At 49.7% G+C, this 19,902-nt stretch carries 31 protein-coding genes; 1 reads left to right on the top strand and 30 read right to left on the bottom strand.

What is annotated here, in order from left to right; translation table 11 throughout:
• Positions 1–31: 31 nt before the first annotated feature.
• From PSF28_RS17140 to PSF28_RS17075, 14 genes are all read right to left on the bottom strand, one after another.
• A complete protein-coding gene (locus PSF28_RS17140) occupies positions 32–640 on the bottom strand; it encodes a hypothetical protein (protein WP_131680324.1) in 609 nt (202 codons plus the stop codon).
• 71 nt (positions 641–711) lie between these two features.
• Complete coding sequence (locus PSF28_RS17135; protein WP_163768288.1) at positions 712–1,035, bottom strand: hypothetical protein; 324 nt, start codon at positions 1,033–1,035, stop codon at positions 712–714.
• 141 nt (positions 1,036–1,176) lie between these two features.
• Complete coding sequence (locus tag PSF28_RS17130) at positions 1,177–1,644, bottom strand: hypothetical protein (protein ID WP_094962263.1); 468 nt, start codon at positions 1,642–1,644, stop codon at positions 1,177–1,179.
• Between the two features lie 87 nt (positions 1,645–1,731).
• On the bottom strand, positions 1,732–2,379 hold the full coding sequence (locus tag PSF28_RS17125) for a DUF2726 domain-containing protein (RefSeq protein ID WP_131680322.1): 648 nt from the start codon (positions 2,377–2,379) through the stop codon (positions 1,732–1,734).
• Between the two features lie 37 nt (positions 2,380–2,416).
• A complete protein-coding gene (locus tag PSF28_RS17120; protein WP_094962265.1) occupies positions 2,417–2,785 on the bottom strand; it encodes a hypothetical protein in 369 nt (122 codons plus the stop codon).
• The gene (locus tag PSF28_RS17115; RefSeq protein WP_131680431.1) at positions 2,782–3,102 is read right to left on the bottom strand and encodes a DUF1064 domain-containing protein; all 321 of its coding nucleotides are present in this window, start codon (positions 3,100–3,102) and stop codon (positions 2,782–2,784) included. Before PSF28_RS17115 ends, PSF28_RS17120 begins: the two co-directional genes overlap by 4 nt.
• Positions 3,103–3,344: 242 nt before the next feature.
• The gene (gene rdgC, locus PSF28_RS17110; protein WP_272685420.1) at positions 3,345–4,319 is read right to left on the bottom strand and encodes a recombination-associated protein RdgC; all 975 of its coding nucleotides are present in this window, start codon (positions 4,317–4,319) and stop codon (positions 3,345–3,347) included.
• A gap of 239 nt (positions 4,320–4,558) precedes the next feature.
• On the bottom strand, positions 4,559–5,380 hold the full coding sequence (locus PSF28_RS17105; RefSeq protein ID WP_094962266.1) for a DNA adenine methylase: 822 nt from the start codon (positions 5,378–5,380) through the stop codon (positions 4,559–4,561).
• 54 nt (positions 5,381–5,434) lie between these two features.
• Entirely contained in the window at positions 5,435–6,076 is a 642-nt protein-coding gene (locus PSF28_RS17100; RefSeq protein ID WP_094962267.1) for a nucleoside triphosphate pyrophosphohydrolase family protein, read from the bottom strand.
• Between the two features lie 224 nt (positions 6,077–6,300).
• Positions 6,301–7,569, bottom strand: coding sequence for a DNA polymerase III subunit beta (locus PSF28_RS17095; protein ID WP_239509701.1), 1,269 nt, complete (start codon positions 7,567–7,569; stop codon positions 6,301–6,303).
• Positions 7,570–7,715: 146 nt separating this feature from the next.
• Complete coding sequence (locus PSF28_RS17090) at positions 7,716–8,048, bottom strand: hypothetical protein (protein ID WP_131680321.1); 333 nt, start codon at positions 8,046–8,048, stop codon at positions 7,716–7,718.
• The gene (locus PSF28_RS17085) at positions 8,045–8,506 is read right to left on the bottom strand and encodes a hypothetical protein (RefSeq protein ID WP_131680320.1); all 462 of its coding nucleotides are present in this window, start codon (positions 8,504–8,506) and stop codon (positions 8,045–8,047) included. Before PSF28_RS17085 ends, PSF28_RS17090 begins: the two co-directional genes overlap by 4 nt.
• 55 nt (positions 8,507–8,561) lie before the next feature.
• Positions 8,562–9,080 carry a hypothetical protein gene (locus PSF28_RS17080; protein ID WP_131680319.1) on the bottom strand — a complete coding sequence of 173 codons (519 nt, stop codon included), beginning with the start codon at positions 9,078–9,080 and terminating at the stop codon, positions 8,562–8,564.
• A gap of 106 nt (positions 9,081–9,186) precedes the next feature.
• Positions 9,187–9,612 carry a hypothetical protein gene (locus PSF28_RS17075; protein ID WP_131680318.1) on the bottom strand — a complete coding sequence of 142 codons (426 nt, stop codon included), beginning with the start codon at positions 9,610–9,612 and terminating at the stop codon, positions 9,187–9,189.
• A 159-nt stretch (positions 9,613–9,771) separates the two neighbouring features.
• Here PSF28_RS17075 and PSF28_RS17070 point away from each other — a divergent pair, with 159 nt between their 5' ends.
• On the top strand, positions 9,772–10,071 hold the full coding sequence (locus PSF28_RS17070; protein ID WP_131680317.1) for a chromosome segregation protein ParM: 300 nt from the start codon (positions 9,772–9,774) through the stop codon (positions 10,069–10,071).
• Between the two features lie 159 nt (positions 10,072–10,230).
• On the opposite strand, the gene PSF28_RS17065 is transcribed toward PSF28_RS17070, so the two are convergent.
• The 16 genes from PSF28_RS17065 to PSF28_RS16990 all read right to left on the bottom strand — a co-directional run bounded on the left by PSF28_RS17065 (position 10,231) and on the right by PSF28_RS16990 (position 19,783).
• Positions 10,231–10,974, bottom strand: a complete 744-nt coding sequence (locus tag PSF28_RS17065; protein WP_131680316.1) for a DUF4145 domain-containing protein — start codon at positions 10,972–10,974, stop codon at positions 10,231–10,233.
• 240 nt (positions 10,975–11,214) lie between these two features.
• Positions 11,215–11,541 carry a hypothetical protein gene (locus PSF28_RS17060; RefSeq protein ID WP_131680315.1) on the bottom strand — a complete coding sequence of 109 codons (327 nt, stop codon included), beginning with the start codon at positions 11,539–11,541 and terminating at the stop codon, positions 11,215–11,217.
• A 30-nt stretch (positions 11,542–11,571) separates the two neighbouring features.
• A complete protein-coding gene (locus tag PSF28_RS17055) occupies positions 11,572–12,261 on the bottom strand; it encodes a hypothetical protein (protein WP_163768283.1) in 690 nt (229 codons plus the stop codon).
• Complete coding sequence (locus tag PSF28_RS17050; protein WP_163768281.1) at positions 12,254–12,415, bottom strand: hypothetical protein; 162 nt, start codon at positions 12,413–12,415, stop codon at positions 12,254–12,256. Before PSF28_RS17050 ends, PSF28_RS17055 begins: the two co-directional genes overlap by 8 nt.
• A 110-nt stretch (positions 12,416–12,525) precedes the next feature.
• Positions 12,526–12,795, bottom strand: coding sequence for a hypothetical protein (locus tag PSF28_RS17045; RefSeq protein WP_131680313.1), 270 nt, complete (start codon positions 12,793–12,795; stop codon positions 12,526–12,528).
• 148 nt (positions 12,796–12,943) lie between these two features.
• Complete coding sequence (gene ssb / locus PSF28_RS17040) at positions 12,944–13,453, bottom strand: single-stranded DNA-binding protein (RefSeq protein ID WP_131680312.1); 510 nt, start codon at positions 13,451–13,453, stop codon at positions 12,944–12,946.
• 251 nt (positions 13,454–13,704) lie between these two features.
• Positions 13,705–14,136, bottom strand: a complete 432-nt coding sequence (locus PSF28_RS17035) for a hypothetical protein (RefSeq protein WP_131680311.1) — start codon at positions 14,134–14,136, stop codon at positions 13,705–13,707.
• Between the two features lie 9 nt (positions 14,137–14,145).
• On the bottom strand, positions 14,146–14,430 hold the full coding sequence (locus PSF28_RS17030) for a hypothetical protein (protein WP_136135301.1): 285 nt from the start codon (positions 14,428–14,430) through the stop codon (positions 14,146–14,148).
• A 110-nt stretch (positions 14,431–14,540) separates the two neighbouring features.
• Complete coding sequence (locus PSF28_RS17025; RefSeq protein WP_131680309.1) at positions 14,541–15,461, bottom strand: SPFH domain-containing protein; 921 nt, start codon at positions 15,459–15,461, stop codon at positions 14,541–14,543.
• A 23-nt stretch (positions 15,462–15,484) separates the two neighbouring features.
• Positions 15,485–15,916 (bottom strand): NfeD family protein, encoded by a 432-nt coding sequence (locus PSF28_RS17020; protein ID WP_221078145.1) that lies wholly within the window; start codon positions 15,914–15,916, stop codon positions 15,485–15,487.
• A gap of 284 nt (positions 15,917–16,200) precedes the next feature.
• A complete protein-coding gene (locus PSF28_RS17015; RefSeq protein WP_163768278.1) occupies positions 16,201–16,362 on the bottom strand; it encodes a hypothetical protein in 162 nt (53 codons plus the stop codon).
• Positions 16,363–16,413: 51 nt separating this feature from the next.
• Positions 16,414–17,319 (bottom strand): hypothetical protein, encoded by a 906-nt coding sequence (locus PSF28_RS17010; RefSeq protein ID WP_131680308.1) that lies wholly within the window; start codon positions 17,317–17,319, stop codon positions 16,414–16,416.
• Positions 17,316–17,843 carry a hypothetical protein gene (locus PSF28_RS17005; protein ID WP_094962283.1) on the bottom strand — a complete coding sequence of 176 codons (528 nt, stop codon included), beginning with the start codon at positions 17,841–17,843 and terminating at the stop codon, positions 17,316–17,318. The genes PSF28_RS17010 and PSF28_RS17005 overlap by 4 nt, the downstream gene beginning before the upstream one ends.
• A 1-nt stretch (position 17,844) precedes the next feature.
• The gene (locus PSF28_RS17000; protein ID WP_136135302.1) at positions 17,845–18,483 is read right to left on the bottom strand and encodes a hypothetical protein; all 639 of its coding nucleotides are present in this window, start codon (positions 18,481–18,483) and stop codon (positions 17,845–17,847) included.
• Positions 18,480–19,070: a hypothetical protein gene (locus tag PSF28_RS16995; protein WP_131680306.1), complete on the bottom strand. Its 591-nt coding sequence runs from the start codon at positions 19,068–19,070 to the stop codon at positions 18,480–18,482. Before PSF28_RS16995 ends, PSF28_RS17000 begins: the two co-directional genes overlap by 4 nt.
• 161 nt (positions 19,071–19,231) lie before the next feature.
• Entirely contained in the window at positions 19,232–19,783 is a 552-nt protein-coding gene (locus tag PSF28_RS16990; protein ID WP_136135303.1) for a hypothetical protein, read from the bottom strand.
• Between the last annotated feature and the right edge of the window lie 119 nt (positions 19,784–19,902).

The following is a 19,902-nucleotide window of genomic DNA, read 5'->3' as shown; positions in this document are numbered from 1 at the left end:
TCTATTAAATGAGGTACTACTTTCTTATCTCTCAACAACCGTCATCTTCAAGGTCTTCACCAAACTCATCAAAACAAACCCGCTGTGGGAGAGCGACTCCCTTAGGGCGAAACAGATGATGGATCTGGAGATTGTTCAAAAACTCAGCTTGAATGAGTATTTTTATACTATTACGTAGAATATCCGAGGTCGGGTTTAAAATCCAGCCGCAATTTTTCTTTACACCGTGCCGATCTGTGATTTGCGCGGTGCATTTACTTTCGTGGTCTGACTCCTGATTGCAGTTTGGGCAAAGGTACGTTGGGGCTGAACCGCCTTCATTGAGGCACTTGCGAAATTCTTCAGCGGTCGGCCAGGTGTAAGCATCGCAAATTTCCGGCAGGCGCTGTTCGCTGTAGAACTGTACAGGCGACTCATGACCTCGAATGTCCTCCAGAGACTGAAGAACCCGCTCCGGCGAAATGGATAGCACATCGCTGTATTCTTCCAGCTTCGCGTAAATCGTGTTGCGCATGATACTCACCGACAACACGTCAGAACCTGATAGTAAAGCCGTATTCTCAAGCGCCTGAATAGCCCCCTCAACCGAGCTTGGTGGTAATTGGGTATGAATGCGTTGCCCTATTGATGGTTGGCTCATTTTCACTTCCTCAGGAATGTAGGTTATGCCGATTTTACTTTGCTCTAGTCCGCCGACCGAATTTTCAAGATCTACAATTTGCTGCTGATGGCTAGGCCATCGCTTGTCGGAATGTCAAAGCACAGAGCATTTCCAGTCTGATATTCGTAATCCCCCATCAAGTAGCAAAGCTTGTAATTTCCACGATGGTACTGGCGCAACTCAAGTGGCAGCCCAGGATTAGGGAAAATTTGTAGATGAACGGTAAATTGCCCTTTCGTGGTTTGGAAATCCGTTTTCCAGTCAGCGCCGGTTTCGTCAGAGGATCGAATACCCGGCTGGGTAACCGCACCAACATCCCAGGTAGTGACCAAGGTTGTCGAACGCCAGTAATAAATCACGGATAATACGGCCACCAGTAACACTAAAAGAAAAGCAATCAGGTATTCCCTGGACGTTATGGTGTAAGACCAGTGTTTTTGCTTTTTGCGTGTGCTTTTTTTACGGCGCGGAGCCTTTTTTGGAGACCGCTCAGTAGTAGACATAAAAACCTCTATTTAATTTTTCGTGGCAATTTTTAAGCCAGTTAACATATACATAACCTGAATTTCACTCAAGGTGCTCAGGTTCATTTCCTGTATATAGCTGCGTATCCCTTCTGGGGTTTCAGCGATCGGCATCCCTGGCAATGCACCTCCACCAGCACGTTTAGCGAGATGCAAGCCCGCATAAAGATGATTGATCTGGAGAGATGAAAGCGCCGAGATATCCAGACGCGCCAGATAATCCCGCTGCTGCTGAATGCTATAACGCTCCCGAACATCATATGCATCAGGTAGCGCAACAACGCCTTCCTGGCTGGTCGCCGTGAATTTATCAAAGGAAGAAGAAATGCCAGCGACATTGAACCAGTGATTGGCAACGTTGATGACCTTGCATTTTGAAAGGTGACCATCCTGGCGCCTGATGAACACCGTAGAGCCCGCATACAAATCACCTGTCCAATACCCGTTGGAATGAGACATTTTGCCCCCTGTAAGTGATCTCACAAATTCATCATAACAGCTGTTAAGAATCGACAAAGCCCGAACGATGTCGGGCTTTCATTTTGTTTACTCGAATTGACCGCCAGAGATCGTCTCTGCAATATCAATCGCCAGATCGTTATCGCTGATATCGGCCAGGCGCTCGTAACGATATAACGGGATATTCAGGTGGCTGAGCAGGCCAATCAGAAACGCACTGTTACCGGAGTCGGCCAGTCGTTCTTCAGTCAGCATCACCAGCACAATTTCACCGCTGTGTATGTCGCTGAGGACAAAGTTAAAGTTCATTCGGGACATAAACTGCATGGCACTTTTGACGTCCAGACTCTGGTTGTCAATATCCTTTTCTTCTGCCTGAATGATGTCAGTCACTCTGACCTGAGGTGCTACAGCATACTGATCGGCAAATATTTCAATCAGGCGCGAGTATAGATTGCTGGCATCGCGTGGGAGAATAAATTTATGCCGCTTGTACCCAACATAAATGGCCGGAGTCAGTTCATTATCACTGGTTATCACACCATCGTGCTCTTCCCTTTGATAAATTTTCTCCCCTGTTTCTTCATCAATGGGAAACAATTCGTCGAGAGTCGGCTTCCGCGCTACCTTTTCGCCGTTTGATTTTTTCACCGGTTTCCCAGAATAAAACAGTAAGTAGGCCAGCCCCAATACACCCGCAATAAATACGGCCAATCCAATCATCTTGAAAGACATGACGCACCCCCGTGCCTGTCTTGGTGAGTTACCCCTGTTATACCAGCCTGCCCGCAATATCGTTACGGATCAGATAGTCTGCCAGGTCCCTGAGTGAAGAAACGCCCAAATCCCGCAGTACCGCAGGCGGCCGCTCTTTGTTAATTTCAGCTTCACGCGCTTTGCGAACGTTATGCAAATAGCGGTACATCTCATCGTGCATTGTCATAGCTTTGGCACTCAACAACGGGTAATCGCTGCGGGCAAACCAAGCTTCATAGGCTGCATCTCTACGAACGTGATATAGCGTAGGATCATCTTGCCCCTCAACTGGGGGACGCCAAGTATCGTCATTACGCTTTTTGCGCTCCGTTGATAAGAACCAGGTGTCAAAAAATTGCTTTACCAGGCTGTCAGTCACGCTCATGGATTTTCCTTGTTGTACCACGGGGAGAAGTCTTCAAAGTTCCACTCCCCCTCATCTTTGAGCCATTTCACGGCCAGAAAACGGAAGGGATAGAGTTCAGCGGCAAGCTTTATTTTGACTCGCGCATCCTCTTCCCAATGCCCCTTCACTTCATGCACCTCCAGATCACCCGAGGTCAGCATGACGAAGAAGTCCGCTGTATACGTTGTTTTGTCAGCAAGTCGTAGTTTGATGGATTCAAACTTAAACCAGGCGACTTCACCAGCATGCATACGCCATTTCAGGTGTTCGGCGTAGCGTGCTTCGGTTTTATTCATCGTGCCCGTTCGTAACCGCCCCAGCGCTTGGGTACGTTGCTTTGCCGTCAGCTCAGCAGGTGCTGACTCAATGGCTGGTTGGAGGGGGGTGACAGGCTGAGTGTCATTTTTCGGTGCTGATTTGCCCCCCGCGCTTCGCCCCATTCGTTGCTCATATTCGCGTTGCTGCTCTTCAGTCCAACGAAGCATTAAGCCAAACCCTCGCTTTTGGTTACCTAATTCATACCCGCTATGGTTACGCGTTACTCGTCGTCACCCTGACCGCCATTATCAGTCGCGTCCCCACCTTCCTCTTTGCTCTCAGAAGATGATTTCGCTTCCCCGCCGAAAGCTGCAATTAACTGATCCAGCAGTTCCATAATGACGCTGGTAAACAAAACGAAGTCCGCATCAAACCGCTGCACTTCATCTTCGCGATCGATATCGTCGTTCTGCTCAATCAGCGCGTCGGCAAAGTTCAATCGGGAAATGACAAAGCTATCGTTAATGACGAAGTTGAGTTGCTCCATCCAGTTCATCGAAAGCTTAGTGACTAACTTGCCCGCTTCGATGTGATTGGCAATTTCATCGCAAACTAAATCTTGGCGTTTGGTTGTCACCACGCCACCGTCTTCCAAAATGGCCTCAAGTGTCGCTTCGTCGCACAATGCCAGGCCAGGAGGTAGCTCGGAAGAGCGTACCCATTCCGTTAGCTTGAGCTCAACTGGCGTTTCCAGCGTGAACGGAATAATTGGCAGCGAACCAAGCGTCTTACGCAGAAGAGCCGTCGCGTCTTCTGCCCTTTTAAAGCTGGTGGTGTCCACAATGATCAGACGGGATTTTGGGTCAATCCACATGTTCATGTTGGCGTACTTACTTAGGGCTTTAGGCAGCAACTCCCCCAACACCAGATCGTTAATGGCTGAAATTTCTGTTCGCTTCAGGCGACGACTCTGCTCTTTTTCCAGCTTGGTTACGCGCTGGCGAACGAGCTCTTTCACCGTAGCCGGAGGAATAATTTTGCTTTCGTTACGCTGCGTCAGCAGGATGAGACCATTTGCCTGGTGAGTCAGCTCTTCGTACTCTTCCCCAAGAGGGCTGATCCATCCGGTGCGCGCCATGTCTTGAGGGCCGCAGGGTTTAAACGTAAAGGCCTTCATCTGCTCTTCAATGTTACTGAAGTCAATTTGTCGGGTGATGCGGTACACCACGACACTTTTAGGACGAAAAAGAGGCATAGCTCCCTCACTATGATTTTTAATCAGAAGGGGCTTGCCCTTTGATTTTTGTTTTGACAGGTACTGGATGCGGTCGCGAATAGCCAATTGCACCCAATACACCACATTGTTCTCTTTGATAAATTCCAGGTACTGGCGACTGGCTTCAGCTGGGTCATAGCGGTGAATGACGGCAATCTCGTCGCAGAATCGCTCAGTTAGCGGATCCTTCAGCGGTAGAACTTCAAACACCGGCACGGTCATGCTGAGGTCTTGCCTGAAGAGACCGCTTGACGGATAGCGATGATTTCTTTCGCCTGCTTCCCTTCACCAGTCCCGTTGTACACGCTACGCGGAGCAGAGAAGCCCTTAACCGTAAAGCCGGTATACATCTGGCGGATGTTTTCAGCATCGTGGCTGGAGGCCACTACATGCACCCCTTTCTCTGGCAGGGTATTCAGAATGTCCACCAGCGCGCGTTGCTGAGCTTCAGTGAAACCACTGGCGTGATAACCCGTAAACTTACCAGGATTGACATAAGGCGGATCGCAGTAGACCACATCGCCCTCACCCGCCAGCTTCAGCGTTTCTTCAAAGCCTGCACACAGCAAATCCGCATGCACAAGGCGGTCTGCCATGTAGCGGATCTCTTTCTCAGGCAGGTACGGTTTGCGGTAATCCCCCCAGGGAACGTTAAATTCCCCTTTACGCTTGTTGTATCGGCATAGGCCGCGATATCCGTGTCGGTTCATGTAAATGAACATCGCAGCCATGCGGACAGAGTCAGCGGTGCGGGCATTAAATTCTTTACGGATCGCGTCGTAGTGTTCGCGAGTACGGCACGTTTCGTAGAGCTCAGTCAGTGCAGCAATGACGTTTTCAGCCGCGTTACGGATGGTGTCGTAGGTGTTGATGACGTCGGCGTTGATGTCGGCCAGCACGTAGCTTGAATACGCTGTGTTCATCATCACCGCACCCGAACCACAGAAAGGCTCGATCAGGCGGGTACCCTTTGGCAGTGCCAACTTCAGCTGAGCCATGACACCCTGCTTACCCCCAACCCACTTCAGAACAGTATTCATAATTGCACCATAGAAAGCGGACAACCCCACGTTGCCCGCATGAATGGATAAGGCTTACTTGATGCCGTTTGCCAATGCCTTGCGCTCTTCCACGAGATTACGGTTATCATCGTGGGCCAGGAACGCTTCAAACTTTTCCGGGTAGCGGACGGCCAGCTTGACGATATTGGTTTCCAGAATACGGCCATAATGGATTCCGGAGGCAGACGGGAAAATGCCCAGGCCATACCAGCTCAGATCGCCGAACTCTTCAGACAGGTTCACCAGATCCAGAGGTTGACCTTCAATCGTGTTCACCAACGCTTTACAGATTTCAGCGGATTCAGTGAACACGCCCAGCGAGGCGTGCAGAATGCGCGTGTCGATAGCGTCCAAGGACGCCAGTCCGATATTGTGCGTTTGACCGTCATAACCGTTCATCAGCATGGTTTTGGTATCATCGTGCAGCTCTTCTGCGGTGATGGACTCAGGCGAAAGCGTGCCCACCAGGTCTTGCAGGTCGGCCAGGCCTTTTTTAAAGCGATTAATATCGATCGGCTTACGGTAAAAAATACCTTTTTTAAACTGATCCAACATTTCACCCAACGAGTGAGCCGCTGACAGCAGCAGATAAAGGTGAGGCGCACTTACGCCGCTGACGTGCGGGATCACCGATTCGGTGCGCAGGGCTTCTTCATGGTATTGTTTCAGTTCCACGTAAAATCCTTATGTTCGATATTGCTGGTGGAGCACAGAAATTTTCAGCCGAAACCAAGCATTACTGTGCAGGGAAAGTGAATCCATAATACCTGTTGACGTGTCGTATTCCCTTTGAAAAGGCGGGCAATTTGTCGATGTTTTTCAGTGGGAGGTATCATCGACGGAGCACGCTCGGCACTCCATTGCCTTTGGTCAACAAAACAGACAGTTACAATGAATTATTAAAAACGTACCGGCATGATGATGTCGCAACAGTCATCACCGAATCCAATTTCCAGCCCAGTGACAGTATCTTTCAGGGCGAAAGTGATGTCAGTTTCTTCACCGGAATGCGCGATTAAACTGTTCAGCGAACGCAGCAGGTATTCGCAGTTCAAACCGATTTCAATCTTGTCTTCCAGCTCTCCGGCCACCTTTTCAATCTCCAGCACTTCCTTGCACTCGATAAGGTTCTGGTTTGGGGACTTAATCATCAGCGCATTGTTTTTGAATACGAATAGGCCGGTACTGTTCGCATTTTTATTGACTGCGCCTGCATTGATGAGCGGCAGCGCGCGGCTTAATGCGTCGCGAAGCATCAAGGCATTAATGCTGAACTTCTCCGTGTTGTGCTTAACAACACCCGCCACACGACGCCAATCGGGATAATTGCCGCTCAACAGATTCGAGATAACGGTGACATCACCCAGGTTAAAGGTCAGGTAGCTTTCGCTGTAGTCCATCCGGAAGCTGCCTTTGTTTGCGGCCAGCAACTTCATGAGAATAGGACACACCTCTATAGGCAGAATAACCCCGGATGAAGTACCAGACAGAGACGCGGGGGCGACTGGTGCTGTGATATCGTCCTGTAACTCATCCGTAAACAGGACGTCTTCAGTCATAACCGACATCCGGTGCCCATCGGTGGCGACTGCGTTGAATGCATTCTTGTCTAGGCTCAGGAAGACACCGTTCATGTAATGACGCACGTCGTTCTTGCCCGCAGAGTGCATGACACGTTGCAAGGTACGGTTAAGCATGTTTGCCGGGAATGTTATGCTGTATTTGGCCGTCAGGTCGGACTCGTCCACGACTGGGATGGTTTCCATGCACAGCGGGATGTTGTAGGCGTTCTTGCCGGTACGAATGATGAGACGATTGCGCTCTTGGTCGCATCGCACATTCACGATTTCTTCGCCTTTCATATTACGGAATAAGGTGCTGATGTGGGTTGCTGGCACAGAGGCGACCATGTCACCGTTTGACTTTTGAACCACACCACGGGAGATCACTTGTCCAGTATTGTAGTCAACACCGAGCGCGCTCAGGTTGTCACCCACCAGCGTCAAGGTCAGCATTTCCAAAACCTTGAACTGGACGTTACCACGTTTGATGATCATGCACGGGGCATCAATGATGCGCAGCATGTCAGTTGCAGAGATGTCGAAGCCTGGCAGATCTTTAAAGGTGCGCTTCTTCGGTACCGCTTGCTGATTCAGAGTCGTGGTCATGTCGTGCCCCTAAAGTTGAGTAAGTAGTCATAATTAGACTACCCCGACCCAAACTGCTGACGAATAGCTAAACGGCAAAATATTTAGGATAAGTTATGTTTTATGGGGGATGAAAAAAAAGGGGCTGTTCGCCCCAGAAATTGCAGTTAACGCAAACAATCCGTCATAGTAAAATAACCAAGCCGCCGCATCATGTCGTACATCTGGCGGGCTTTACCGTTAGGCCCTTCGTGCTTACCCAATTTGTAGATCAGGACGCGCATTCCCATCAGCACACTTTCCGTGCCGGGGTCACCTTTGACCAGGGGCTTATCGGTAATCTCCGGCCAGGTTCCATGCTGCGCAAAATGCTGGATATCCCCGGCCAGCAATTCTGGGTGCTGCAACATCAAATTGCAGGTTGTAACCGCAAACTGCGTTGCTTCAGCTTCATTAATACCCAATGCGACCGCCAGATCGGCCACAGAGTTAACGGTCATGGCGCTTTCCCTTCCCATACCTCAGGGTTACCCCCAAGTGTCAGCACCAACGCCTTGAGCCTTTCTGTTTCTGCATCCACTTCCAGCCGTTCAGCACGAAGGCGTTCGTTTTCAACGGTCAGCTGCTCGTTGGCCCCACGCTCAGAGTTGACTTCATTTTGAAGGCGCTTGATTTCCGCTGGACCGTCACCGGTTTGCTTGGCTTTTTCGCGGTAGATAGCCAGCTGCTTGCCGAACGAGACATTCAGTTGTTGGAGCGCATTGAACTGACGCAATAAGCCTTGATAGTCAGAAGCCGGGGAATAGCTGCCCTTGTAATCCCCGGACAGGTTAGCCAGCGCCGAGATCAGCTGAGTGATGAGCTCGGAGGGTGCCGTAACTTTTCGCAAATTGTCAGCACAGATCCCTTTTTCTTTCAGCGTTTCTACTGTTTGGTTCAATAACGACTTCAGGTTCATGATGCACCTCTCCGGTTGTTGATGTTGAATTAAAGAACACGCATTTACGCGAGCATTATGCTTTCCAGGGTTTACCCACGGCTTCCAATGCGGCGATAACGGTTTGACGATAGGCTGCGATTGCCCCCGCGACCTGGGCGGTATAGACCCTGCCAGAAGACAAATCGACGGGCTGGTTGATGTGCTCCACCAGACGATCCAGCGCCGCAATTAGGTGCGTGACATTCTCATAGCCGAAATCACTGTCTGCCCTGTCATACAGGGCGATGACGGTATGGTGATGCTCGCCATGCTCTTCGAAGTGCTCACGAAACTCGTCAGCCAGCGCACGCATCGTGGCGATAGCAGAATGCGTTTCGGGTGTCAGCAATTGCGATGCCGGTTGTTTCAGGCGCGCATGGTGGCAGCGGACCCAGGCATTCCATTCCACGTTCAGGTCGATGCGCTCAGAGTCATCATCATCAACAAAGCCTGCGGCAACTAGCTCAGTGGCCGTGGCGTGATTGATGTTTAAGCGTGATTGCAAATCCTGTATGAACAACTGCCGTAGGTTCAATAAGCATGGGTCTTTCATGGTGTGTCCTTCTGGAAGATTTCATGTAGCGTAACGTGGGTGATGCTGCCCACGAAATTTTGGCAAAGAAAACCCGCCGGTATAGCGGGTTGAAGGTCAGGCAGGATTACTGAGGACCGGTAAAGGTGTTTTCTATAACCTTTTGGCTGCGTTCGACCCAATCGCTGCTGTTTTCACAGTTCACGTTAGCTTCGAATACCTGGCGTGCCGAGGTGTACATGGGGCTGTTGTAGCCTCCACGGTTAGCAAGCATGACGCGGATGCCGTTGAGGTAGGGATAGATCGGGTCCTGCAAGATGGTCTGATCCAAATTACCGGCTTGCTGGCAATACTGGGTGCGCATTTTGATAATGTCCTGAGCGACCTGTAAGCACTCAGGGCAGTTGGCTTTGTAGGATTCGAATTCTGCCACCGACTTCCCGGCAACGGGTCGGCCACTGGCATTGGTAGGGATTTCGGCATAGGCACTGGTCAGGCACAATGCGGCAATGGCCCCAGCCAGTAATGGTACGCTACGGATACGTTTAAACATGTTTTCACCTTGTTAATGTTCACCTCGACGGGTAACTCGATCCTACTACGGACAGGATTTCTGCTCCCCCGAAAAGGGCTACAAAACGAGGACTAAAAACGATGACATACAATCAGGCCAACGATAGCTTATTCATATCGCATATGAATAGGCTCAAACATGGAAAACATCACTCAACATCGGAATTCATCGTTACAACAAGACGTCCTGTACGTGTTGCTTAAGATCAGGGCCCGAAACAGCAATCCCATTCCTTTCACCGCCATTTTCACGATCTTAAACAAAGGTCGCTCCCGTGAGGTTGAGCGCCCTAATCTGCGCATTTCATGTCGCACGCTGGTGGACCGTAGGCTGTTGCTTAAATACCGTGATCCACGCACGCTGAAAGTCGCGTACACGTTAAGCGAAACTGGAATTGAATTGGCTGAGAGCATCCGCAAAGAGCGAGAGGAAGAGTAAAGAAAACCGGAACAATCATGCCGGATACTAACCCGGCTGTATCTTCTCGAACTAAAGCTTATAGGTTTTGTGAATAGTACAAAACCAACTTTCACGATCTGCCGCGAAAAATAGAAGATAGAAATTACTTACAATGGGTGGTGATTTATAAAGAAGAAGCTATTCAATTTTCTTTTTTTCAAACTTTTCTTGGAGATGCTTAGAGAGTTCATCAATAGACGCTTTCTTTGCAGAGAAAAGGTCATTCAGTACAAATTCCATAATCTCGAATGCAACTTCTATATCACCAATTTCTACTTCGTCATAGGTATGACTACCGGCATTGCCCAAGAATTTAATGGCCATCAGGTAATCTTTATAGGACACATATTGTCCTTCAAGACCGTTGATGCGATTATGAAGCGGGATTCTTCTTTTGTTATTTAACTCAGGAATGCCAATGGCCGTAAGCATCCTTTCAACGGTAATTCTGATCAGATTAGCTGCGGACCCTGGCTGGCTGAGGTAAATATAGAAGGAAGCAGTCAGAGGTTTACTTATCTCTTCCATACATTGCTCAGGTATCCTGAAAGGATGAAGTGCTGGTGTGAATGATTTTGGGCGATACCATTTTTTTTGATGTTCTCCGTATTCAGTATCCCAGAAAGTATTTGCACCACCAATACCAGAGCAAGCCACAACTTCATTACACTGTGGTTTTGTGCATTCAGCCATGCAGGTGAATACTAATCTGTTCATTTCCACCTCGAACCAGTCTTCGTTTTCGTACTTGCGAGTCTCGGCCGATTTTTCCACGATAAAACTATCTTTTATAATTTGTAGAGTCTTTTGATGGCAGCGGGGGCAAGGCCAGTCGATATTCAGGTCGCAATGAAATTGCTCAGATATTTTATGTACTGCCATTTACAACTCCCTCGATTGTTGCTGTGTGATACAGATAATTATATCAAATAAACATGTATATAAATTAATATATTCCATGATTTTTCAAAACTACATCTATAAATTACTAATTAAATAGTCGTCGTAAATTGATCGCTATATTGAGTTGTTTCTGAACCTATACAGATTCGCCTTAGGCACAGAACCGCCGGATATAATTAGATGACCAATAATTTCAGGAAACGTTCGTGTTAATGTAAGTTACCCCAAGTAACGACGGCTAATGGAAATAACACTACGGCGGCGAACTGGATGGGTAGTACCTTGCGGGGTAATTACTCGGCCTTCAGGACCGGTTTGACCTTCTACGCGATCACCCTTCCCTATCAGTGCCCGACGCATGTATCTGTCCATTTGATCGCGCTGCCATCCAAACGCATACTCACGCTCACCATTGCGGCCAGTTTGCGGCCCAGCCACGATATCGCGAACCCGTTGGTTCAGTAATTGACCACGAAGACCATATCCGGACAGCTTCCGGCGTAGTTTTTTAGTCGTCATTGAGTGCGTAGACTGTCCGTTTTTCATGTCGTTTCTCCACCTATTGAGCCCTGAGGGCTAGTTGATGCGCTGGCCTGGCGTTATGGCCGGGCTATCCTCACGCTGTGATGCTCTGATAATCGCTATGGATTGCTCAATGCCACTGGTGTCCTGCCCTTTACTGGCAAGGATATGCTTTTGCTCATTCAACGCCATAATGGCATTTTCAACACCTGCACAGAACACATCTTCCTTCACCTTTTCTGTGGTGATAACACCATTAGTGACGGCCTCAAATCCATTAACGATTTCGTTAAGTGCCAATGCGCCTTCTGGCTCAAATTGTTGGTAGTTTTGTAAGTCAATGAACGGCAAAAGGTTATCCAGCAGACTACGCAGCGCATAGAACATTGTTAGCAAATAAAGGTTGTCATTCTCAGTCGTGCTGTTGTCGGCGATTTTTTTTGCCAGCGTTTCTTGGGCTTTGGCGTTATACCGTGTTGCCCAAGTCTCACTCACGCAAGCCAAGAAGCGCTCCCCTTCTCGTTTGGTCGCCTCCAAACTTGGGATACCAAACGAGCTTGGTAAAGCCTCTCTCCAGGGGATCCGCTGCTCACCTAAATAGATACCATCTGAAGTTGATTTCAAGTGAGTAAGATAGGTAAACACCTCCATTAAATGACTGTTTTCAGACAGGAGGGTATGCTCGTGGTGCTGTGCGCCCATTGCGAGTTCGTTTAAGGCTTTTGTTATTTTGGGATCAATCATGCTGGTTTTCCATTTCAGCGGGATGTGTATGCACCGGTGCGCGACCATGACGCATATGGTACAGGGTATCGCGGTGCTGCTTGGCATCCATCGTGTTGTTGTTTTTATTTCCCCAGGAAAACGAAGAAATTAATTTTTTGAAGAACGCTTTCAATTTTGGCCTCTCCGATTTACGGCAGAATTTTGTTCTTAATCAGTGATATCTGCATGTGAAAAGTGGTAACACAAGAATGCTACCACCGAGTTTACCGCTCACGAAATGCGTTACTTAGGCAATAGTCCACATTCTTCGGCGATAGTCAGCACGTCACCGTTACGGATCACCACACCAATGTTGCGAATATGTTCAACCTTCGCGGCCGCACATTCGCTTGCCTGTGATAGCTGAGTGACCAACTGCGTGGAAGCGGTAGTGGCTTTATCCAGTGCGGTCTCAGGTGTATTCAGGAAAAACACATAAAATGTCGCTACCGCACCCAGCATGACCATCATCAAGCTACGAAACAATAATGACGCAACCGCGAAACCAGCCACCGCGATCCCTGCATAGCTGAGCGCCTGGCCGATACTGCCGTTATTGAGAATGGCATTCAATGATGCCTGTATTTCGTTCATGTCAGACTCCGAGAGATAGAAACATTAATGCAGCCATTAAGGCTGCATGGCGGAACGATAGCAGGTGTTAGAATGGTGGATCATCGTGATTGGGTGCTCCCCAGCCGCCTTGGCTGTGCTGTTGAGAACTTTGTTGCGGAGCACCCCAACCGCCTTGTTGGCTGCTGGATGCATTGTTTTGCTGGCTGTTGGCTTGTCGCGAGTTTTGCTGCCCGTTATTGGGTGCGGAACCAAGCATTTGCATGGTGCCACCGGAGGCCGGATTGACCACGATTTCAGTTGTGTGGCGATCCGCGCCGCTTTGGTCTTGCCATTTACGCGTTGAGAGTTGTCCTTCGATATAGATTTGTGAGCCTTTATGCAGGTATTCACCGACAACGTCGGCTAATTTGCCAAAGAAGACAACGCGATGCCACTCTGTTTTCTCACGTTGTTCACCTGTCTGCTTGTCACGCCAGGTTTCAGACGTTGCGATGGAAATAGTGGCAACGGAGCCACCGTTTGGCATTGCTCGGACTTCGGGGTCTTGCCCGAGATTTCCGACAATAATGACTTTGTTAACGCCACGTTGCGCCATACGACTATCCTTTTGATATTGATGGTTGATTGACTTACCACCTTTATTTTACGGATGAGTGGCAGATGACAAACCTTTAAGGTGGACAAAATGGGGTGCTTTTTCCAAAAAGATTCTCGGGGGAAGAAAACGCAAAAAAAAGCCCGGAAACCGGGCATGGTGATCGTTATGACTAACGAAGTAAAACACCTTTTTTATCATTAAAAGTGGATCAGTCACACTTTATTGCAATCCCTGGTGAGACGCAATCGTTAGGCTAGTTGGGATGCCAATTCCGTCGCATATTTTGCTGCAATATCGGGATTGTCGATGGATGCAATGAGCGGATGCTTATCGCCGTCAGCGTTAACACCGTACACCACCCATAACAGTGTATCGCCAGGCGCTGCAACCAACTCATCGACATCCCCACTCGCCGGAAGCTCAATGATTTCGTTACCGACACCTTCGGCACCGTATGCGATGCGAGTAAAGCCGTGATCTGTGCCCAGAGGCAATTCGTTGAGGACAAATTCACGCAACGCAGCAAGATCTTTCTCGGCGGTTTGCATTGCCAGGGAATGCAGGTTTGGAATGCGACATAAGATTTCCGCCGCACTGGCGGTATCGCGGGTCGTGGACATCAGAATATTAGCAGCCCACAGTGCGCCAGCAGCGAATTCAGTTGAGGTTAGTGTAGTCATAGGGAGTCCTTATCTTTTTTGTCGTTTGAAGCTTTCGCTTCCGTATTGTTTGAAATATTCAGTGAAGCCTTTATCGCTTTCACGCGTTGCTGATTCAGCAGCCTCTGTTGCTTTGCGCATGTCGCGCTCGGCGACCTCTTTGCTCAGCTGCATATAACGGGTCATGTTGTCAGCGCTGGGATCCGTAACCACCTCTTGATAGGCTGCTTGGTAGCGTTCATCCAACAATAACCCGAGCGAGGACGAACATCCTGCCAGAAAAAACGTCAGAGGTAAAATAATTAATTTATTCATATGGTTATGCCATTTTCACAGCCAGAGTATGGATTTCGTTTTGCCAATTTTCAGAGCCCGGATCTGGTTCTCATTTTACAAAAGGCCACCGTAACGATGGCCGATTGCGATTATTTGGACACAGCAGAACCGACCGACATCAGGGAACCGGCATTGATGAGACCGCCAACGCTTTGCGCCAGATCGGCAGGCATAGCCACCACTTTTGCGTTAGGGCTGGTCGCCAAGTCAGAGAGCGTCTGAATATAGTTGTTCGCCAACTGGAAGCTCATGGCCTCACGCCCACCCTCAATGCTGAGTGCTTCAGCCAGCTTGGACGAGGCTTTGAACTGTCCATTTGCCAGCGTTTCCAGCGCCGTCGCTTCGCGGATAGCAGACTCTTGCTTGGCTTCTGCATCCAGGATCATGGCTTCCTTCTTGCCTTGCGCTTCCATGATGGCTGCATTTTTATTACCGGCAGCGAGTTCTTCCGTGGCTTTACGCTCACGAACCGCAGCGGCCTGCTTCTCCATCGACTTGAGCATTGAGTCGGATGGCGTAATGTCCTGAATATCAACAGTACGCAGGCTCAAGCCCCAATCCACCATTTGCACGTCCATGCTTTGGCGTAAGCGCGCAGCCAGTTCGTCGCGGTTGGTCAGCGTCTCATCGAGCTCCATCCCGCCAACGGCGTTACGGATCGTGGTCATAACCAGGTTGCGCACGGCAGTGTTGAAATTATCAACCCCGTAGGCGGCTTTCTTCGGATCCGCGACACGAATAAAACAAATCGCATTAACCTGCGTCATGGCGTTGTCTTTCGTGATGGCTTCAATGCCCTTCACTTCGATCATCTGATCTTTAGCCGACATTCGGTAGGCGATGTTGTCCAAAAATGGGATCAGGATGTTCAGGCCGGGATTTAACGTCGTGTGGTATTTACCCAGACGCTCCACCACCCACTGATCAGCCTGCGGAACGATGCGCACGCACTGGTACAACGTGATACCGAGAAAGACCACAACAACAGCAAGCCCGATAAGTCCAATCATGTTTTTTTCCTATTCAATCCACGTTATTCCGCAGTCACTGCGGAGACTAAAACTACACCACTAGCAACACTCACGATCTTGACGCGCGCATCGCGTGGCAGCACCTCTTGCGATTTGCACGGCCACTGCTGGTTACCCTGAACCGGCTTGGACAGCAAAATCACACTTTCCCCACCTTCCGGCAAAGCAAACGCCAGATGGCCTACTTCACCGATCAGCGGCTCTTCCACGTAACGCGTAGGTTTGTTACGCGAGTATTTCACCCAGAGAATTGCGCAGCACACTGTTGCGATGCACCAGATGCCGATCTGCCACAACAAATCAATGCCAGGTGCCACCAGCACGATGGCCGCAGGGATAATTGCCGCGATTGCCATCCATAACCCAAAAAATGTCGAGGTGAACAACTCAATAATGCCGAACAGCGCGCCCAGCCCTACCCAAATCCAAACCACCATAACCCCCTTAAAAAAGAACTAACCGATCATCAAGACGCAAGTAGCCAACTTGTAGGCCCCTGTTCCTAATAGCAACGCAACCAAACCGCAGACAACTGACCATCCTTTTTCGCTCTTTAGCATGACAGCGCCATCCGCACGGCAGCAAAAATAAGGCATAAGAGACAGCCCCAAAAACACCAAACAAGTAATGGACAGCAATGCGGCAATGAACGTAAGCAAAACAGAAACCTCTCAGATAGCCGGACGAAGAATACAAAAATTAAGAGGGATGCTCAGTATTAAACGTCCACAGAACGGGGAAGAAAAAAGTATACCGCCACAATGCCAAAATCTGCCACGCACCAGGGAATATATGCCCACTCACGGTAACTCTCTGGAAAGATGCCGATCCAGCTAAATTGCACCAGCAGCGTGACAATGGTAAGCAGCCAAAATTTCATGAGATACCCTCATCGGTAGTTTCTGTTTGTATGCGTAAAGTTAACCACGGGTCATTCGGCTGACGAAATTTTCAAAACCTTTTTCGTCACACCCTCGACGTATTTCCAACGATGACCTCGGCCTTCAAAACCATAGGCTTCACATTCGTAGCCTTGACGCGTCAAAGACGTGTTGATGCCGCTGATAGCACTGCTCCGGCTCGCCCAGTGATATCCACCGTTAACATTTAACCAGTCAACAATTTCAGCAACATGCCTTTGTTTACCGTCCCCCATCAACGTTTCAATGCGGATCATAGTGCGTTTCCAGTCGGTCATGAATTGCCCCGTGCCTGTGGTACCAGCAACGGCGATCCGCATATCGGCGTTAAGCTGAGCCCGCAAGACCTTCCCTTGATGACGAGATCCAGGGACCAAGCGAGGTTCGAGTTGAACCCTGAGGGTGTAATGGGCTTCACTGACCTTTTCGGTGACACCGTCATAACGCAGTTTTCGTGAAGGTGACTTCTCAACTTCCAGCAAGCCGATCCCCCACTGACGCATGAGTAATAACGGAAAGTCACGGCGGGCAGATGACTTCTTACAGGCCACATAAATGAGATGTGGAAGGCCTGCTTTTTTACTGCGGTATGGATAGAACCAGGACATGGCCTGTTCCAGCACCGGTAAGCCAATCGCTTTTTTGCACTCGATTACCTGCACTAACGCACCTTTAGTGGCAACAAAATCAGGACGCTTGCTGTGGTGTTTTAGCTGCACTTCGGGATAGACCTCCCAATGTAACCACTTCAGCCAGGCCTCAACGCAAGCGGCAATTTCCGCCTCCGTCATATCGTTGCTATCTGGCGAAGCGAACTCAGGCTGGTGAGGCAGGTACGTGGTGAAGCTACCTTCCACACCATCATGCGTGCCGAAACGTCGGTTGTGTTCAATCATGTGGTCAGCATAGTGACTCATTGCGCTTTCGTCTCCTGATCTGCCGCAAACATCATGGATAACGCGATCGTAACCTGGGTGACTGTACGGTGGCTAAACGCCATGATGTAAGCCTGAGCAGCGGCGCGAGCGATATCGTCTTCCACCAAAGCAACCGTGGTGAAGGCTTCGGTATGGCTGGTGGGATAAACCTGATCTGCCCACCAGCTGAGCGCGTAATTGAAAAGAACAATAAAAGCGGTGAACAGCGTCCAGAGCGTGGCGAATGCAATCAGGCTTAACATCATGCACGACAGGAACAGCGCGGCTAGTGAGTGCCAACTGCCAACATCCGTGGTGATGATCCGGACAATACATCCCACGGCACTGACCCAGAGTACCACCGGAAGGAACGCACGTTTTTTGTATTTCTGCTTCGCCCCATTGCGCGCCATCATGATTTTGAACCATAGAATGAAAAGCGCCAGATAGGCTTTTTGTGAGAGCGAGGCGGAATCCCAGTGAGGGCGCACGCGCTTATCCAGGTACAGGTTGGCGTACTTCATCTTAGCGTTGGCTCCAGTCGTGCTTTAGGGCAGAAATGCTTGGTCGCGGGGCTTTACCTATCCACTCGCAGCAGCTGAACCAAAAACGGTTAAATTTGTAGGGAATGTGGGTGTAATACCGATCGCCATCATCCTCTTTGATTTTCTCTCCGTTAATGACAGGTTGCTGGTGGCAAAACGGACACTCTGTCGCGCCGTGTGCCATTTCCGGCGCTATCGGGAATTGTGTTGCACCTAACGTTTCAGGATCACCCGGCACGCGCTCACGCCAATAGGTACCTTCTGGCAACGTGATGAATTCATCGTCCAGCACGTATTCAAAGGTTGGCATCAAAACCTGATGCACACCGTGTTTACGCCAGCGTAACTGTGCCAGAAATTCAACGGTTTCCTCCGGTCGGGATTCCATCGGAACACGAAAGCGGTACACACCGGGGGTTGTAGGTAACCCTTCTCCTCGGGTTCCCACGGGATGCCAGTGATCGCTTATAGCAGGAATTGGATTAGGATTGGCGTCATCCGCCATTGGTAAAAATGAATGAGAATCAAACATGATATTCAGCACTCCTTTCGTGCAGATCGTTTCACCGAGTTGAAGGAAAACACGCAGGCGCGCGCAGAACGGCGAAGACAGCTTCATCGGTTCACCCGCCCTACAGTGGCAATGCCGTGCAAGATAAACTCGGGAGGCGATCCGTTTTCAATGCGATAGATGGATAAGAAGACAAACAGCGCAACCCAGACCGTCATGAGTGGCGAGAGTATGAACGGCAGTGCCGTCCAGGCGGTCAGCAGGAGCAGACTTAACGACGCCCCTGCCACAATGAAAATCTGATAAAGCACCAATTTAACGTTGGCAACCATGCGAAAAAGCGCATTTTTGCGAAAGGTCGGGTTATGGCGAAAGTTGCGAAACTCAATCCACATCAACCCAATCCAGAATACATACGGGCACAGGCTGGCAACGGCGTTAATCAGCAACATATCCCGCAGCGACATCATCATCGAAACTCGGTTGGTCTCTGTATGAAACTGGCCTTCCGCAAGCAGCTGCACGGCGCGAATAAACCCGTTATCCGAAATGTTCAGCGAGAGGATAACGAGCGCGAAAATGCCAAAGCCAATGCGCAGTGCATTGCGTGACATCTCTGAGGTTTTCAGACCCCAGCCGATCGCGGATGTTGCCCCACAGATATAGCCGACACCCAATAGTGATGACTGTGTCACCGAGGCTTCCTCAAACCCGGTCAAAGAGAACCAGCAGAGACAGAAAACGGCCATCACACCCAGGCAACAGAAAAGACTGCGTCGAGAGATAAGCGGATAACGCAGCGCGCATAACGCAATGTGCTGAAGCTCCGTAAACGGGAGAATGAACAAGTTCCGCATCACCCTACCCTCCGCGTTTCCAATGCCAGGCGATTGCGGATCAGTGTGTACCGGTCCTGGAAAAGATGACTTTCTGCAATTCCACTGGCTTGGCGACCACAGAACCAGGCCACATCATGAACTTGCGCATAAGAGACGCGTTCTTGCTTGTTCAGCAGAGAAATGAGCTCACGCGTGACATCTTCTGGCGCACCACAGGCGGCGAATCGAAGCAAGGCAGCGTGCGTGAACGGCGTTTCAATCGCGGAAATCTGGTAAAACAGCCCGCCAGGACAACGCGCCAATGCTGACATAGAGACCATCATGGCAGATGCTGCGCCTATTAGGGTTAACAATGGCATTGCGCCACCCGTAGCCATAAAACTGGCCCCAGCGCTGACCATCGCCATTCCCGTCATCAATGCAGTCGTGGCTGCCAGATTACGTTTTATGGTGACACGGCGCATACCCTCAAGCGAGATATGACCCGACCTCGCTTCCTGCTCAAGGAAACGTGAGAGTGACTCGCTGTACTCGGTGCCGGGTGTAATGTTGCCTCTAAATTTGGACATGGTGCCCCCTGTGCTTGTATTGCAAACAGGTTAACCCTGGGGTACTGACTGACGAAATTAAAAGGCCAGCAGATTGAGGGCGTTTTAAGGCAAAAAAAAGAGCCTTTGATAAAGGCTCT

Origin of the sequence: Providencia sp. PROV130 (assembly GCF_028482225.1) — a bacterium.
Lineage (GTDB): Bacteria > Pseudomonadota > Gammaproteobacteria > Enterobacterales > Enterobacteriaceae > Providencia > Providencia rettgeri.
The sequence above is the reverse complement of the archived record's forward strand: the minus strand, read 5'-3'. Positions and strand labels throughout refer to the sequence as shown.

Excerpts from the sequence above, each read along its gene's own strand:
- PSF28_RS17140 (WP_131680324.1), bottom strand. The coding sequence starts at position 640 with ATGAGCCAACCATCAATAGGGCAACGCATTCATACCCAATTACCACCA.
- PSF28_RS17130 (WP_094962263.1), bottom strand. The coding sequence starts at position 1,644 with ATGTCTCATTCCAACGGGTATTGGACAGGTGATTTGTATGCGGGCTCT.
- PSF28_RS17125 (WP_131680322.1), bottom strand. The coding sequence starts at position 2,379 with ATGTCTTTCAAGATGATTGGATTGGCCGTATTTATTGCGGGTGTATTG.
- PSF28_RS17120 (WP_094962265.1), bottom strand. The coding sequence starts at position 2,785 with ATGAGCGTGACTGACAGCCTGGTAAAGCAATTTTTTGACACCTGGTTC.
- PSF28_RS17115 (WP_131680431.1), bottom strand. The coding sequence starts at position 3,102 with ATGAATAAAACCGAAGCACGCTACGCCGAACACCTGAAATGGCGTATG.
- rdgC (WP_272685420.1), bottom strand. The coding sequence starts at position 4,319 with ATGCCTCTTTTTCGTCCTAAAAGTGTCGTGGTGTACCGCATCACCCGA.
- PSF28_RS17105 (WP_094962266.1), bottom strand. The coding sequence starts at position 5,380 with ATGAATACTGTTCTGAAGTGGGTTGGGGGTAAGCAGGGTGTCATGGCT.
- PSF28_RS17095 (WP_239509701.1), bottom strand. The coding sequence starts at position 7,569 with ATGACCACGACTCTGAATCAGCAAGCGGTACCGAAGAAGCGCACCTTT.
- PSF28_RS17090 (WP_131680321.1), bottom strand. The coding sequence starts at position 8,048 with ATGACCGTTAACTCTGTGGCCGATCTGGCGGTCGCATTGGGTATTAAT.
- PSF28_RS17085 (WP_131680320.1), bottom strand. The coding sequence starts at position 8,506 with ATGAACCTGAAGTCGTTATTGAACCAAACAGTAGAAACGCTGAAAGAA.
- PSF28_RS17080 (WP_131680319.1), bottom strand. The coding sequence starts at position 9,080 with ATGAAAGACCCATGCTTATTGAACCTACGGCAGTTGTTCATACAGGAT.
- PSF28_RS17075 (WP_131680318.1), bottom strand. The coding sequence starts at position 9,612 with ATGTTTAAACGTATCCGTAGCGTACCATTACTGGCTGGGGCCATTGCC.
- PSF28_RS17070 (WP_131680317.1), top strand. The coding sequence starts at position 9,772 with ATGGAAAACATCACTCAACATCGGAATTCATCGTTACAACAAGACGTC.
- PSF28_RS17065 (WP_131680316.1), bottom strand. The coding sequence starts at position 10,974 with ATGGCAGTACATAAAATATCTGAGCAATTTCATTGCGACCTGAATATC.
- PSF28_RS17060 (WP_131680315.1), bottom strand. The coding sequence starts at position 11,541 with ATGAAAAACGGACAGTCTACGCACTCAATGACGACTAAAAAACTACGC.
- PSF28_RS17055 (WP_163768283.1), bottom strand. The coding sequence starts at position 12,261 with ATGATTGATCCCAAAATAACAAAAGCCTTAAACGAACTCGCAATGGGC.
- ssb (WP_131680312.1), bottom strand. The coding sequence starts at position 13,453 with ATGGCGCAACGTGGCGTTAACAAAGTCATTATTGTCGGAAATCTCGGG.
- PSF28_RS17035 (WP_131680311.1), bottom strand. The coding sequence starts at position 14,136 with ATGACTACACTAACCTCAACTGAATTCGCTGCTGGCGCACTGTGGGCT.
- PSF28_RS17030 (WP_136135301.1), bottom strand. The coding sequence starts at position 14,430 with ATGAATAAATTAATTATTTTACCTCTGACGTTTTTTCTGGCAGGATGT.
- PSF28_RS17025 (WP_131680309.1), bottom strand. The coding sequence starts at position 15,461 with ATGATTGGACTTATCGGGCTTGCTGTTGTTGTGGTCTTTCTCGGTATC.
- PSF28_RS17015 (WP_163768278.1), bottom strand. The coding sequence starts at position 16,362 with ATGAAATTTTGGCTGCTTACCATTGTCACGCTGCTGGTGCAATTTAGC.
- PSF28_RS17010 (WP_131680308.1), bottom strand. The coding sequence starts at position 17,319 with ATGAGTCACTATGCTGACCACATGATTGAACACAACCGACGTTTCGGC.
- PSF28_RS17005 (WP_094962283.1), bottom strand. The coding sequence starts at position 17,843 with ATGAAGTACGCCAACCTGTACCTGGATAAGCGCGTGCGCCCTCACTGG.
- PSF28_RS17000 (WP_136135302.1), bottom strand. The coding sequence starts at position 18,483 with ATGAAGCTGTCTTCGCCGTTCTGCGCGCGCCTGCGTGTTTTCCTTCAA.
- PSF28_RS16990 (WP_136135303.1), bottom strand. The coding sequence starts at position 19,783 with ATGTCCAAATTTAGAGGCAACATTACACCCGGCACCGAGTACAGCGAG.